Raw genomic sequence first — 14,083 nt, forward strand, 5'->3', positions numbered from 1 at the left:
GGGGCACCCCACAGGGCACGTTCACCCCTCGGTTGCCCGTAAGCGGGTGGTGCGCGGGTGGGAGAACTCCTCGGTCAGGCGGAGACGCGGGACACTGCTACTTCCCTGGGAGCAGGGACCGTGGCCAGAGGTGCCTCGCAGTGCATGATCCGGGGCAGCCTCAATGCCATCACCGCCCCCAGCAGCAGCAACCCCGCACTGACGAGCAACGTGACATGCAGGCCGTGGACGAAAGCGTGCCGAGCCGCGTCGCGCAGGGCGGCTCCACGCGCCCCGCCGAGCCGCCCGGCGACGTCGTACGCCTCGCCCAGCGAATGCCCCGCCGAGGCCGACGCGTACGCCGGTACACCCGGAACGGACGACAACCCTGGCGCGTACGCCGCGTTCATCACGCTGCCGAGGAGCGCGATGCCGATACCCGCGCCGAGTTGGTACGAGGTCTCACCGATCGCGGCGGCGCCACCCGCCTGGGCCGGCGGCGCCTCGCTCAGCATCGACTCGTACGCCCCGAAGAGCGTCATCTCCAGACCGAACCCCAACAGCAGGAACCCGAAGAGCAGCAGCCCGGTGTTGTCCCGCTCGCCCATCGCGGTCAGCGTCAGCACCGAGAACGCGGTCAGACAGAAGCCGAAGCACACCATCCGGCGCGGGCCGAACCGCCGGAGCATCCGCGCCCCGAACAACCCCGCCGCCATCGCCGCGAACGTCAGCGGCAGCAGCCGTAGACCCGTCTGGAGGGGCGACAGGCCGAGGACCAGTTGCAGGTACTGCGCCGCGATCAGCTCCAGGCCGACCAGTGCCAGCATCGCCAGCACGATGCAACCCACGGACGTGCTGAACGCCGGCCTGCGGAACATCTTCAGGTCCACCAGCGGATGCGTACGGCGCCGTTGCCGTCGTACGAAGAGAACCAGCAGCACCGCGCCCACGAGCAGCGGGGCCACGGTCCACCCGCTCTCCACCGGTTCCCCGCCGCCGAGCCGCTTCACGCCGAAGACGGCGCCGAAGAGACCGCCCGCGGCCATGAGCGCGCCGACGACGTCCCACGGGCCGTTGCGGTCGCCGCGGGACTCGGGGAGGAGGAGGCGGCCGATCGGGAGGCTGATCAGCATCAGGGGGATGTTGACGAGGAAGACCGAGCCCCACCAGAAGTGCTCCAGCAGGAATCCGCCGAGCAGCGGGCCCACCGCCGCGCCGACCGCCGCCACCGCACTCCACACGCCGATCGCCACCGCCCGCTCGCGCCGGTCGGGGAAGACCTGGCGGAGGATCGAGAGCGTGGCCGGCATGATCATCGCGCCGCCGACGCCGAGCAGCGCCCGCGCGAGGATCAGGACCTGGGCGTCATGGGCGAGGGCGGCCAGGCCGGAGGCGATGCCGAAGAGGCCGTAGCCGAGAAGGAGAATCCGCCTGCGGCCCACTCGGTCGCCGAGCGTGCCGAAGAGGATGAGGAGCGAGGCGCAGACCAGCGGATAGACGTCGACGATCCAGAGCAGCTCTATCGCGCCGGGTTTGAGGTCCTCGGTGACGGCGGGCACCGCGACATGGAGCACGGTGGCGTCGAGGGCGACGAGCAGCAGGCTGACACAGAGGACGACGAGGACGACCCAGCGGTTGGCACCGGCCCCGGCCGCCCGACGGCGCAGCGCTGCGGCGGCCGTGGTCGTCCCGGACATGAACTACCTCCCAGATGTTCCCTCGCGTTCGGCGGGTTCACGGGGTGGGGACTCCCTGTGACTGCGGCCGGAGAGGAGCGGTGTCTCCGACCCGCGCAACGAAGGCGAGTGAGCCGTCAGCGTACGCGAGTTCACGCCAATGCCACGTGGCGGACCTCTCACACTCTCCGGAGAACACGTGTGGCGTACACCACTCACCCTTCTGTGGACCACGCCCCCGCCGGGCCTGCCGGTTCCGGGCGCCCTCGATAATCAAGCCTGTGACGGATCTTGCAGCACCTCTGCGCCGGGCGGCCCCGGCCCTCCTCGGGTACGCCGCCGTCCGCGCCCTGGGCCTGGTGGTGCTCGCGGTGTGGAGCGCGGCGCGCGGCAAGAGCGCCCACACCTTGCTGACGGCCCGGTGGGACGCCCTCTGGTACACGCGGGTCGCCGACCTCGGTTACGGCTACGAGGTCCGCCTCCCGAACGGCGACGTCCACTCGAACCTCGCCTTCTTCCCGCTGTTGCCCTGGCTGGAAAGACTCATGCACGCGGTGACCCCGCTGTCGTACGCCGACGGCGGCTTCGTGGTGAGCCTGCTCGCCTCGCTCGCGGCGGCCTGGGGGATCTTCGCGGTCGTGGAGCATGTCTACGGCCGTCGCGTGGGCGTGTGTGCCGTCCTGCTGTGGGCGGTGCTCCCGGTCGGGATCGTGCAGTCGATGGCGTACAGCGAGTCGCTCTTCACGGCGCTGGCCGCGTGGTCCCTGTACGCCGTGCTGACGGGCCGCTGGCTGACGGCGGGCACGCTCGCACTGTTCGCCGGGCTGACGCGGCCCGTGGGGCTCGCGGTCGTGGCCGCGGTGTGGGTCGCGGGCATCGTCTCGTTCACCTCGCGCGCGGACCGCGCCTCTTCCGCCTCTACGGCCGTCACCTCTTCCGTGCGGAACCGCAGCACGGCGCCCGCGCCCGGCGCGCGGGTCTGGCCGCGCGCCCTCGGGATGGCGCTCGCGCCCCTGGGCGCCGCCGGGTACGTCCTCTGGGTCGGCCACCGCACCGGCAAGGGCCCGCTGGGCTATCTCGACGTGCAGGCGGGCTGGCGCAACGGTTTCGACGGGGGTGCCGCCTTCGCCCGTTTCGTGGGCGACAAGTTCACGTCGTTCCCGTCGGCCCTGGCCGGGGTGGGCCTGATCGTCGGGGTCGGGCTGGTGCTCTGGCTGTACGTCGTGGGCGTCCGGCAGGGCCAGCCGCTGCCGCTTCTGGTGTACACCGGCGTCGTCACCGCGCTCGCGCTGTGCGCGTCGAGCTACTTCGGCTCGAAACCGCGCCTGCTGATGCCCGCCTTCCCCCTGTTGCTCCCCCTCGCGCTCGCCCTGGCCCGGCTGCGTACGTCCAGGTCAGCGTGGGTGACGGGCGGTGTCGCGGTGGCGTCGGCCGTGTACGGGGCGTTCTGGCTGAACGGCTCCGGTCCGCCATGATCCACTCGTCACGCTCCATGAGCGCCCGGCCAATTCCACCCCAGCATTTGGTGAACTAATTCATAAGGGCCATAAAACTCGACCCCGGCATGATCAAAGGAATTGAAGGACGGAGCGGTCCTGGATTGCGGAATCCCCGGTAATAAACCTGCTCCTGAGAGCTTTCCCACATCACATCGTCATCACAAAGCCGCTGATTCGACGGGGATCCACACTCACTCGCTGTAACGTCGATTGAGTGCGTACCGAACGAAACCTCACCCGTCTGGACCGGGTGTTCGCGAGGCTGGACCGTGAACCTGAACGGCCGGCCAACATCGATGTGCCGAAGATGAGCCGGCACAGGGTCGTGCTCTTCGCGGCGACCCTGGCCTTCTATCTGGCGATCGTGTGGCTCGTCGTGACCACGTCCTGGCTGGTCCGGTTCGACTGGCAGGTCATGTTCTTCCGGCCGTACCAGCAGTGGGCCGGCATCCACTGGTTCGTCGACTACTACGTGGTCCTCGGCCAGCGCGGCCCCACCGCGGTGATGGTCGCGGCCTGGCTGGGCTGGCGCTCCTGGCGGCAGCACACGCTGCGCCCGCTGCTGACCCTGGGCACCCTGCTGCTGCTGCTGAACATCACGGTCGGCGCGGCCAAGCTCGGCATGGGCCGTCTCGGCCCGCACTACGCCACCGTCATCGGCTCGAACGAGATGGGTCTCGGCGGCGATATATTTCCCAGCGGCCACACCGCCAACGCGGTCGTGACCTGGGGAATCCTGGCGTATCTGGCCTCCACGCCGGCGGCCCGCCGCTGGCTGTCGGCCGCGTCCGCGGTGACCTCGCTCGGCGTCGGTCTCGCCACGGTCTACCTCGGCACGCACTGGCTGAGCGACGTGCTGCTCGGCTGGGCCGCCGGTCTGCTGGTCCTGCTCGCCCTCCCGTGGTGCGAGCCGCTGATCGCCCTGGCCGAGACCCGGATCTTCGACCTGCGCGACGGCTGGCGTGCCCGCCGCGGCGGCACGGCGCCCGCACCGGTGCCCGCCTCCCCGGTCACCGCGCCGGTGCTCCTCAAGCCGCGCGCCTCCTCCTCGGGCGACGAGGTCCCGGCGGCCCGTGAGACGGTCACCGCGAGCCGTTCGGCCCGGCCACCGGCCCATCTCGCCCCGGGCCCGCACACGACCCGCTCGGAGCGCACCCCGGTCACCCCGGTCGGCAGCCGCCGCCCGCCGCACCCGGACCGCGTGGCACGCGGCACGACCCCGGCCGCGGCCCGCCCCCTGCCGGGCGGCTGACGGCCGCACAGACCGCGGGGCCGGTACGCACAACCATCCCCGCGCATCAAGAAGGCCCCCGTTCCGCCAGCGGAACCGGGGCCTTCGTCATGTCCGCGCTCAGCCCTTCCAGGCGCGCGCCACCGTGCCGTCCTTGACCTCGAAGTTGAGCCGTCCCACGCGGAACTCCATGGTGATGATCGCTCCCGGCGGCAGCGATCGCACGGTCGGCCAGCCGCGCTCCCGCGCGAGCCGCTCGGCCTCTGTCGCGTCGAGGCCCACATAGCTGTTCGGACTGTCCTGGGGCTCTGCCGGTGGAGTCGGAATGGGTGCCATGCCCGCCACGCTAGCCCCTCTTGCGCTCTCTCCGTCCCTCTCCGGTCACACTTCTGTCACAGGATCAGGACGTGTGTTTTGTTCTGCATCCCTCACACGTATGAGCGGTTCCGTACGCCTTCCGCAGGCATTCGAACGTAATTCCCGCATGTCGGTCCGGCTCCCCGAATAGCCCGGCGGAAAGTGCCGCGAGAACCGGCCGGGCGCCCCTTTCCATTCCGATTCCGTGCGGTACGGCGGGAGCTGACGCCGCATAAGAGTTTCACCGTTCCGGCACAGAATCGCCGTGGGCACCCGGGCTGTGCCGGTCCAGCGTGCGGGTCAGCAGGTCCCGGGCCGTCCTGATCCTCTCGGTCAGCTCGACGGGCTCCAGGACCTCGAAGTCGAAGCCCATCATCATCACGTGGACCACCATCAGGTCGAGGTTCGGGGCCCCGGTCCGCAGCAGACAGGCGTCCGGCCCGTCGGCCTCCAGCGTCCCGCCGGACGGTGAGATCCGTTCGGCCGCCTCCTGGAGGGGCACGAGCAGCCGGACGACGGCGTGCGAGGCGTACGCGCGCGTGGAGACCCCTTTCGAGACGTGCGCGGCGAGGTCCTCGGCCGGTGGCTCGCGCGGGGTGAAGCGCGGCCCGTGCGGCGGCCGGGGCGTGACGCGGTCGACGCGGAAGGTGCGCCAGTCCTCCCGGTCCAGGTCCCAGGCGACGAGGTACCAGCGCCGCTCGGTGCACACCAGGCGGTGCGGTTCGACGCTGCGCCGGGTCGGGGTGCCGTCGTGGCTCTCGTAGTCGAAGCGCAGCCGCTCGGCGTCCCGGCACAGGGCGGCCAGTTCGGTCAGGACGGCGGGGTCGACGGCGGACGGCAGCGTGTTGTGCAGCATCAGCACGGTGAACGCGTTGAGGGCGCCCACCCGGCGGCGCAACCGGCTCGGCAGCACCTGTTCGAGCTTGGTGAGGGCGCGTACGGAGGTCTCGCCGATGCCCTCGATGCCCTGCCCGGCGGCGGTGCGCAGCCCGACCGCCACGGCGACCGCCTCGTCGTCGTCCAGCAGCAGCGGCGGCAACTCGGCGCCCGCGCCCAGCTGGTAACCGCCACCCGTGCCGGGACTGGCGTTGACCGGATACCCCAGCTCCCGCAGCCGGTCCACATCCCGCCGCACCGTACGCGGGGTGACCCCGAGCCGGTCGGCCAGGTCGGCGCCGGACCACTCGCGGTAGGCCTGGAGCAGCGAGAGCAGGCGCAGGAGTCGTGCCGAGGTCTCCAACATGGTCGAAGTCTCTATCAAGGGCGGTACGGCAGTTGCGGCACGTCGAAGCACGTGCGGTTCATGTCCCCTTGCGGGACCCACCCCTTGCCGTCCTGCCAGCGGGCCACGGACAGGCATGTCCTGCGCGTCTTCGGCGGTTCGGCGAGCCGCTCGAAGGAGACCGGAACCAACAGCCCGTCGGCGGTGTAGTTCTCGCTCCGGTTCATGAAGCCGTCGACGCACGCACGCGTGACGCCCGTCTTCGTCTTCGCACACGACCTCGCCGCGTCCGTGAACCACATCGCGGCCGCCCACCCCTCCAACTGCCACTGGGAATGCGTCTTCAGCCCCTTGGTCGCGTCCCTGAAGTCCCGTACGGCCGCCTGGGAGGTGTCGTCGAAGTCCCGGCTGGACCCGGTCGCCCACAGCGCGTTGCGGCAGCGCGGGGAGTTTTTGTAGTCCTCCGGGACAGTGGATGTCCAGTTCTGTACGTTCGTCACCTTGGCGATGACCTTCGCGCCGACCTCGTCCATGGCCTCGCACAACTGGGCGTTCCCGTGCGTGTCGATGGCGTCGAAGACCAGGTCCGCGCCCTGCTGCTTCAAGTCGGCCGCCACGGCACGGAAGTTGGGCAGCGCGAAGTCGACCTGCTCGGTGACGACCTTGTACCCCTCCGCCTTCAGCCCCTGCTCGACGAGCCGGGCGTAGGCGGCGGACGCGGCCTGGTTGTAGGACACGACGGCGGCGGTACGGGCGCCCTGCTCGCGCTTGAAGTACCGGTAGACCTCCGTGCCGCCGTACGACTGCCCGTCCCAGCCCGGTGTCCCGGCGCGGGGCGCGAGGCTGCCGTAGATGCCGTACAGGTGCGGCCAGGTGTCGTAGGCGGCGCCGATGGGCTGGCCGCCGATGTCGGGCACGCGCGCGTAGGAGACGCGGGAGGCGCCCGCGTAGTCGAGGGCGGTGGTGGCGACCAGGGCGACGACCTTGTCCTCGTCGATGAGTTGGTGCACGCACGCGTTGTCGCCGACACCGCTGCCGCCGTCGTCGCACAGGCGCACCTCGACCGGGTGCCCGTCGATGCCCCCGCGCGCGTCGAGGCGGTCGAAGTACGCCTTGGCGCCGTCGCGGGGGCCGGTGAAGGTGTCGCCGCCGACCGGGCTGGTCGCGCTGGTGATGATGCCGACGCGGATCGGCGTGCCGCTCCTGGGCGCGGGCGTACGGGAGTTGCCGTGCTCGAAGTCGCTCTCCGGGAGGCGGCTGCCGCAGGCCGCGCTCCCCAGGAGCAGCAGCACCGCGACAGCGGCCTCAGCAGCCCGACCCGGGCGACTGCGAGGCATCGCCGCTCAACGCCACCAGCGCGCACAGGGTGTTGACGGACACCTTCCAGGTGCCGTCCTGCTCGACGGTCGTCCCGGAGGCGTTCGGCAGGGCGGTGGCGCCGTTCAAGGTGAGGCTGTATGTCACGGTCGCCTGGGTCGCCGAGGTGAACGCGACCTTCTGGACGGCTGCTTGGACCTGCCCGCCGCGCTTGTCGCCGCTGAATGCCTTCAGGACCGGGCCCATCTTGTCGCCGTTCTCCAGGACGGCCTGTTTGTCCGCGCTGGAGCTGGCCGGGTCGAAGAACTTCTTCCAGTTGGCCTTGATCTGGGTCGTCGCGGCGGCCGGGTCCGCGGGCGCGGTCGCCGGTGCGCTCGTCGGCTGCTCGACGGACGGGGTGGGCGGCGGCGCGCTGCTGCCACCCCCGCTGTCGTCGCTGCAGGCCGCCAGGGCCGGCCCGAGCACGAGAACAAGGGCGGCAGCAGCCGTAGTACCCCGTCCTCGCCTTGTGTTCCTTCGCCTGAGGTCGCTCCCGAGAACCATGTGGCTCACCGCCGGGTGTCGTTCCGGGCCGTGCTCGCCCGGTGTTTTCAGGTCAGGTGTCAGAAGGCATAGTGCAAGCCATTGGCTGGCATGGACAGACACGTGACATGTGGGAGCCGTAAATGCGGACAGCCCGACTGCGGACCGTGCACCCCGCCCTGTGGGCCGGCTGGGCCGCGCTCGCCGCGGGCGCGGTCCTGTGCGTACTCGGCTGGTACGGCGTCTCCGGCGAGCGCTACGCGGAACGCCAACTCCCCTACCTGGCCTCCTGCACGATCCCCGGCGCCGCGCTGATCGTCGCCGCCGCCATCCTGCTCACCCACGGCCGCTCCGCCCTCGCCGCCGCCCGCGTGGAGGAGCTGTACGGCCTTCTCGTGGCCGCCGAACCCGCCGACGCCGAGGAGTCCGCGCGGGCCGCCGCGGCGCCCGTGGCGGTCAGCGGGGACCTGCTGATGGTGCCGGGCGGCACGTTGTGGCACCGCGCGGACTGCCCGTTGGTCGCCGGGAAGCCGGAGGCGGTGCCGGTGGACTCGAAGCTCGTGGCGAACGGCGAGTTGAGCCCCTGCCCGATCTGCGAACCCGCCGAAGCCGACGACTGAAGCCCCGGATGTCCTCCTTCACCTACGACCTCACCCTCGCCGGTCTCTCCGTCGGCAGCGCCGCCGCGCTCACCGGGATCGGCCTGATCGTGACGTACCGGGCGACCGGCGTCCTCAACTTCGCGCACGGGGCGGTCGCGATGGTGTGCGCGTACGTGCTGCGGCAGTGCGTGGTCGGGTGGGGCTGGCCGCTGTGGCTGGGCGCGGTGGTGACGCTGCTGTTCCTCGCGCCGGGTATCGGGGTGCTGTTGGAACGGTTCGTCTTCCGACCGCTGTCGGTCCTCGGCGGTGATCCGGCGCAGACTCTGGTCGCGTCCATCGGGGTGTTCGTGCTGCTGGTCGGCGGGGCCGCGCTCGTGTGGGGACAGGGGGCGCGGGACGACGCGCCGGAACTGGTGTCGGCCGATCCCTGGGGGCAGTTGGCGGTGGTGCTCGTACTGGCCGCCGGAGTCGGGGCGGTGATCCGGTGGACGCGTTTCGGGCGGGAGCTGCGGGCCGTCGTGGACGACCGCCAACTCGCGGTACTGGGTGGCGTGGACGCGGACCGGGTGGCCGCGGCGGGCTGGGCGTTCGGGTCCTTCACGGCGGGCCTGACGGGCGTACTCCTCGCGCCGTACGTACGCCTTGACCCGTACGGCCTGCCGTTGCTCGTCATGGAGGTGGTGGCGGTCGCGGTGGCCGCGCGGATGCGGAGTCTGCCGGTGGCCGTGGTGGTGGCGCTGGGGATCGGGGTCGGGCAGAGCCAGTTGACACGGCTCCATCTGCCGGGCTGGGGTGGGCAGTTGGTGCAGGCGGCAGGCGCGAACCTGTTCGTGGTCGCCCTGTTGGTGGCGGCGCTGGTACTGCCCGGTCTCGGCTCACGGGACGCCCTCCCCCGCACGGCGACGGCCCGCGTCGCGACGCCTCCGGGTGCCTGGATCGTGGCCGGGGTGCTGTTCCTCCTCCCCCTGGGTTTCGCGGGCTCGGACCTGCACACCTCGGTCCAAGTCCCGGCGCTGGGCGTGGTGTTGCTGTCCCTGGTGGTGGTCACCGGACGCGGCGGTCAGCTCTCCCTGGGACAGGCGGCGTACGCGGGCCTGGGTGCCCTGTTCACGGCGTTGCTGGCGGCGGGCCGCTTCCCGCTCCTCCCCCGCCTGCCGGAACTGGCCGCGCTGGCGGTGGCGGTCCTCCTGGTCGCTCCCCTGGGCCTGTTGACCGGCTGGCCCGCGATCAGCCGCCACGGCCTGGCCCTCGCCCTCGCGACCTTCGCGGTCGGCGTCGGGGTCAGCCGCTTCGTCTTCGCCCAGCCGTACGCCACGTCGGGCCTGTCACTGGCCCGCCCGTCCGGCTTCGAGGACGACCGCGCCTACTACGTCCTCGAACTCGCCCTCCTGGCCGCCGCGTTGCTGGCCACCCACGCCCTGCGCCGGGGCCGCACGGGCCGCGCCCTCGCCGCCCTGCGCGACCACGAACAGGGCGCGTCCGCGGCGGGCGTCCAGGTCCCGTCCCTGAAACTCCTGGCCTTCGTCGCGGGCGCCGCCCTGGCCGCCCTCGGCGGCGGCATGCTCGGCATGGGCGTACGCGCCTTCGACCCCTCGGCCTACGACCCCGTCCGGGGGCTGCTGTGGTTCGCCGCGGTGGTCGTCCTGGGCGCTGACAGCACACTGGGCGCGCTGGCGGCCGCGGCCCTGTTGGTCGGGCTGGACGCGGGGGCACGCGGCGGGGTGGCGGCTGCGCTGATCGGGGTGTTGGCGGTGTGCGTGGGTCGGTTTCCCGGGGGGCCGTACGAGGCGTTGCGGGTGGCGGCAGGACGACTGCGGGCTCAACGGAGGGTGCGGCTCACGGCGTTGGGGCTGGGAGTGCGGAGAAAGCTGCGGCCCGTGTATGTGCGCGCACGGTCAACGGAGGCTGCCGGGCCGGGTGTTGTGCGCGAACGGGAGAGCGGCGCGGGGCGAGCGTCTGGAGCGCGGAGTCCGCAGGGGCACGCTGCCGGGGCCGGGCAGCGGGGTGGACCTGGCGCAATTACACCTGCCCATGCGGGTGTTGCACATCCAGCCCAGCCCGACACCGAGTCGGGACACGCCACTGAACCCGGGCAGCGGGGCCAGGCGTGCGCAACGCCGGCTGATCACCCGGACGTTGCGCGCCCGGCCCGGCACGACACCGGGAGGAAACACGCCCCCGACCCCGGACGGACACCCACCCCACCCATCCTGACCGCCCACACCCTGCACGCCCGCTACGGCGGTTTCACCGCGCTCGACGGGGTCGATCTCGTCGTGCGGGCCGGGCAGGTCACCGCTGTGGTCGGGCCCAACGGGGCCGGGAAGAGCACCCTGTTCCACTGTCTGGCCGGGACTGTGCGGCCCGCGCGGGGGCAGGTCCGGCTCGGGGGACGGGATATCACCCGGCTGGCCGCGCACGCCCGCACCCGGCTCGGGGTCGCCCGGACCTTTCAACAGCTCGCCGTGTTCCCCTCGTTGACCGTCGCCGAGAACGTGCGCGTCGGTGCCGAGCAGGGCCGGGTCACCGAACCGGGCGCCGTGGAGCGGGCGTTGCGGCTGTTCGGGCTCGACGGGGACGTACGGTCGCTGCCCGCCGCCGGGCTGCCCACCGGGACGCTGCGCCGGGTGGAGCTGGCCCGGGCGTTCGCCGGCGGCCCCCGCGTGCTGCTGCTCGACGAGCCCGCCGCCGGACTCGACACCGCCGAAGTGGCCTCACTGACCCTGGTGTTGAGAGCCCTGGCCGCCGAGGGCACCGCCCTCCTCGTCGTCGAGCACGACCTCGATCTGGTCGCCGACCTCGCCGACGTGGTCCATGTGATGGCCGCGGGTCGCATCGTCTCCTCCGGCCCGCCCGGCCACGTCCTCGACACACCCGGCACCCGCGAGGCACCGGCATGACCATCGCCCTGCGCCACGCACGCGTGCGCTACGGCCCCCTCGAAGCCCTGCACGGCATCACCCTCGCCGCCCCCGCCCACGGGCTCACCGTCCTGCTGGGGCGCAACGGCTCGGGCCGGACAACTGCCCTGCGCGCCCTCGCCGGCACGGTCGCGCTGTCGGGCGGTGCGGTGGTGTGGGACGGCGCCGATGTGACCCGTACACCCGCGTACGAACGGGCCCGCCGGGGACTGTGTCTGGTGCCGGAACGACAGGCCGTGTTCGGGTCCCTCACCGTCCACGAGAACCTCGAACTCGCCGCGCGGGACTACGCCGTTGCCCTCGACGCCTATCCGCAACTGGGCCCCCTGCTCCCCCGCCGGGCCGGCACACTCTCCGGCGGCGAGCAACGGATGCTGGCGCTCTCCCGGGCCCTGCTGGCACGCGCGCGTGTGGTGCTCGTCGACGAACCGACGCAAGGCATGTCGCCCGCGGTCGCGGCGCACACGTACGAACTGCTGGGCGGGCTGGACGCGTGCGTGGTCGTGGCCGAGCAGCGGTTGCCGCCGGTGCTGCGCGGCCGGGCGGCGATCGTGTACGAACTGCGGCGCGGGACGGTCGTGTTCGGCGGCGAGGCGGCCGAACTGGCGTAACGGGCGCGCCCCCGCCCGGTCGGAGGACCGGGCGGGGGCGGCGCGGGGAGCGGCTCGGCTCAGAGGTCGTTCATCTCAAAGGCCATCCACCTCGAAGGCCGTTCGGCCCAGAGGTCGTTCGGCTCAGAGGTCGAGCTGCTGGCCGGGGATGATCAGATCGGGGTCGGCGCCGATGACGGACTTGTTGGCGGCGTAGACCTTGCGCCAAGTGGTCCCGTGCTGGGCGGCGATGGCGCTCAGCGTGTCGCCCTCGCGGACGGTGTAGTCGCCGCGGGACGTGCCGCGCGAGGCGTTGTTCGTCCCGCGGGCCGGCGTCTTCGCGGGCTTCGACGGGGTCGCCTTCTTGGTCGACTTCTTCGTCGTCGACTCGGATGTCGACTCGGTGGTCGACTCGTTCGTCTTCTTCTTCGTCGACTTCTCGCTCACCGTGCCGGAGGAGGCCGCGGGTGCGCTGCCGCTCGCTCCGGCCTTCGCCGAGCAGACCGGCCAGGCGCCCCAGCCCTGGGCCCGCTGGACCTTGCTGGCGACGGCGATCTGCGCGGACTTGGAGGCCTGGTCCGCGGTGGCCGCGTAGGCCGAACCGCCGTAGGCGCGCCAGGTGCCGGCGGAGAACTGGAGTCCTCCGTAGTAGCCGTTGCCGGTGTTGATGTGCCAGTTGCCGCCGCTCTCGCACTGGGCGATGCGGTCCCACACTCCGCTGTCGGCCGCCGCGGCGTTGCCGCTTGCGGCCAGCAGTCCGAGGGGGGCGAGCAGGGCCGCCCCGGCGAGGACCGCCGTCGTACGCACTTGACCCTTACGGTGGGTCTCAGGAGCGTTCTCGCGAGTGGTATCGGCACATTCGGACATGTAGTTCCCTCTCCAACAACCCGGGGTCCCCCAAGGCGGTTCGCGGCTCCCGCGTATCGACGCGGTCCTCGCGCTCCTCCCCGTCCGCCGGAAGTGGTGCTGCTTGCTGGCTTGTTCGGCCGGCGGACGTGTCCCGAGCGGTGCTCGTTGCACACAGCCGAGGAATGTACGGAGGCGGGCGAGCCCATGTCGACCAACTGCCCTTCGCCGCAGGCCAGTTCACTGTTACCGAGGGTATCGGCATTTTTCGGCCACTCGTTAAATTCGGCTATTTCATGATTTCTCGACCAGTTGCCGACAAGCGCTGTGACTCGGTTCACGCAACCAACTCCCTTGACCTTTCACAGAGTTGACGTGGAGTGTGCGATTCCGTACCAACCGTGACCGTCCGCTTCGGTTGGTTCGATTCGGTTCGCTCTGGAGCGTGACTCCCGCCACAGATCCTCCGTTGTCTTCTTCATGAGCCCGGGACCCACCGGGCACCGCATTCCGAGGGAGCCACCCGTGCCGCGCATGCTCGACGTCAGCGACGACGTACGCGCCGAGATCGGCGACGAAGAAGCCGACCGGCTGCTCGCCGGAGACAACGCCCCGGGCAGTTACGACTGCACGTCGTGCCGCACCCAGGGCGACTCCGATCAGGAGCGCACCAGCACCGTCCTGTTCATCGGCGACGAGACCGCCGTCCTCGCCTTCGCCCACGCCACCTGCCTGCCCTCGCAGATCGTCCAGGTCACCGAGGAGCAGCTGCAGGGCGCCGTCCGCTCCATCAGCGGCAACACGCACGCCCCGGCCGGCGCAGCGGAGAAGGCCGTACCCGAACAGGCCGTGCTCGGGGTGACCAGCGGACTCGTCCTGATCTCGGGGGAGTTGCACCCCGCCCTGGTCGTCGAGCCGACCGCGCCCATCGTGCGGCCCGGCTCGACCGGCGTCGGGGACGACTTCCTGCCGCTGCTGATCGAGCAGGGCTTCATGCCGCTCAGCGAGATCACCACCGTGCCGCCCGTGCTGCACGGCTGGTCGGTACTGCTCGCCGCGGGCCAGCTGCACGCGGTGCTGCAGCCGAGCAGCAACGGCGGTTCCCCGGTGGCCTGGTGGCAGGCGCACCAGCCGCTCCAGGTCACCGACAGCTGGCGGGCCGCCGCAAACAAGCACCAGCAGGTGCTGATGTTCGCGGCACCGGTCGGCTCGATCGGCCGCCAGCCCCGCGAGGACCTGCTGCGCAGCGCCCTCGACAAGGCCGCGGCGAACGGCCAGTTGGTCGGCTCCGCCCTGCCGCTCGCGGGCACCTGAGCCGCAT

General features: G+C 71.7%; 12 protein-coding genes. 6 read left to right on the top strand and 6 right to left on the bottom strand.

All coding sequences use genetic code 11. From position 1 onward, the window contains the following. Positions 1 to 74 precede the first annotated feature (74 nt). A complete protein-coding gene (locus OG496_RS15595; protein ID WP_405971279.1) occupies positions 75 to 1,676 on the bottom strand; it encodes an MFS transporter in 1,602 nt (533 codons plus the stop codon). 260 nt (positions 1,677 to 1,936) lie between these two features. Here OG496_RS15595 and OG496_RS15600 point away from each other — a divergent pair, with 260 nt between their 5' ends. Continuing rightward, a complete protein-coding gene (locus tag OG496_RS15600; RefSeq protein WP_405971280.1) occupies positions 1,937 to 3,130 on the top strand; it encodes a hypothetical protein in 1,194 nt (397 codons plus the stop codon). Between the two features lie 238 nt (positions 3,131 to 3,368). After that, a complete protein-coding gene (locus OG496_RS15605; RefSeq protein ID WP_405971281.1) occupies positions 3,369 to 4,406 on the top strand; it encodes a phosphatase PAP2 family protein in 1,038 nt (345 codons plus the stop codon). A 99-nt stretch (positions 4,407 to 4,505) separates the two neighbouring features. Here the strand turns inward: OG496_RS15605 and OG496_RS15610 are convergent, their stop codons facing one another. The 4 genes from OG496_RS15610 to OG496_RS15625 all read right to left on the bottom strand — a co-directional run bounded on the left by OG496_RS15610 (position 4,506) and on the right by OG496_RS15625 (position 7,824). Further along, complete coding sequence (locus tag OG496_RS15610) at positions 4,506 to 4,721, bottom strand: I78 family peptidase inhibitor (RefSeq protein WP_366497841.1); 216 nt, start codon at positions 4,719 to 4,721, stop codon at positions 4,506 to 4,508. Between the two features lie 262 nt (positions 4,722 to 4,983). After that, positions 4,984 to 5,985, bottom strand: coding sequence for a helix-turn-helix transcriptional regulator (locus OG496_RS15615; RefSeq protein WP_405971282.1), 1,002 nt, complete (start codon positions 5,983 to 5,985; stop codon positions 4,984 to 4,986). 14 nt (positions 5,986 to 5,999) lie between these two features. Continuing rightward, on the bottom strand, positions 6,000 to 7,301 hold the full coding sequence (locus tag OG496_RS15620; RefSeq protein WP_405971283.1) for an ABC transporter substrate-binding protein: 1,302 nt from the start codon (positions 7,299 to 7,301) through the stop codon (positions 6,000 to 6,002). Continuing rightward, positions 7,270 to 7,824 carry a hypothetical protein gene (locus OG496_RS15625; RefSeq protein WP_405971284.1) on the bottom strand — a complete coding sequence of 185 codons (555 nt, stop codon included), beginning with the start codon at positions 7,822 to 7,824 and terminating at the stop codon, positions 7,270 to 7,272. The genes OG496_RS15620 and OG496_RS15625 overlap by 32 nt, the downstream gene beginning before the upstream one ends. 122 nt (positions 7,825 to 7,946) lie before the next feature. On the opposite strand from OG496_RS15625, the gene OG496_RS15630 reads away from it, so the two are divergent. Genes OG496_RS15630 through OG496_RS15640 form a run of 3 tightly spaced genes read left to right on the top strand, consistent with a single transcriptional unit; the run spans position 7,947 to position 11,937 of the window. Then, a complete protein-coding gene (locus OG496_RS15630) occupies positions 7,947 to 8,423 on the top strand; it encodes a hypothetical protein (RefSeq protein ID WP_405971285.1) in 477 nt (158 codons plus the stop codon). 8 nt (positions 8,424 to 8,431) lie between these two features. After that, positions 8,432 to 11,305 carry an ABC transporter permease subunit gene (locus tag OG496_RS15635; protein ID WP_405971286.1) on the top strand — a complete coding sequence of 958 codons (2,874 nt, stop codon included), beginning with the start codon at positions 8,432 to 8,434 and terminating at the stop codon, positions 11,303 to 11,305. Further along, positions 11,302 to 11,937 (top strand): ATP-binding cassette domain-containing protein, encoded by a 636-nt coding sequence (locus tag OG496_RS15640; RefSeq protein WP_405971287.1) that lies wholly within the window; start codon positions 11,302 to 11,304, stop codon positions 11,935 to 11,937. Before OG496_RS15635 ends, OG496_RS15640 begins: the two co-directional genes overlap by 4 nt. A gap of 123 nt (positions 11,938 to 12,060) precedes the next feature. Here the strand turns inward: OG496_RS15640 and OG496_RS15645 are convergent, their stop codons facing one another. After that, the gene (locus tag OG496_RS15645; protein ID WP_405971288.1) at positions 12,061 to 12,783 is read right to left on the bottom strand and encodes a transglycosylase family protein; all 723 of its coding nucleotides are present in this window, start codon (positions 12,781 to 12,783) and stop codon (positions 12,061 to 12,063) included. Between the two features lie 504 nt (positions 12,784 to 13,287). Between OG496_RS15645 and OG496_RS15650 the strand changes: the two genes are divergently transcribed. After that, complete coding sequence (locus OG496_RS15650) at positions 13,288 to 14,076, top strand: hypothetical protein (protein ID WP_366497833.1); 789 nt, start codon at positions 13,288 to 13,290, stop codon at positions 14,074 to 14,076. The last annotated feature ends 7 nt before the right edge of the window (positions 14,077 to 14,083 follow it).

The sequence above is a fragment of the Streptomyces sp. NBC_00988 genome, assembly GCF_045162645.1.
Taxonomy (GTDB): domain Bacteria; phylum Actinomycetota; class Actinomycetes; order Streptomycetales; family Streptomycetaceae; genus Streptomyces.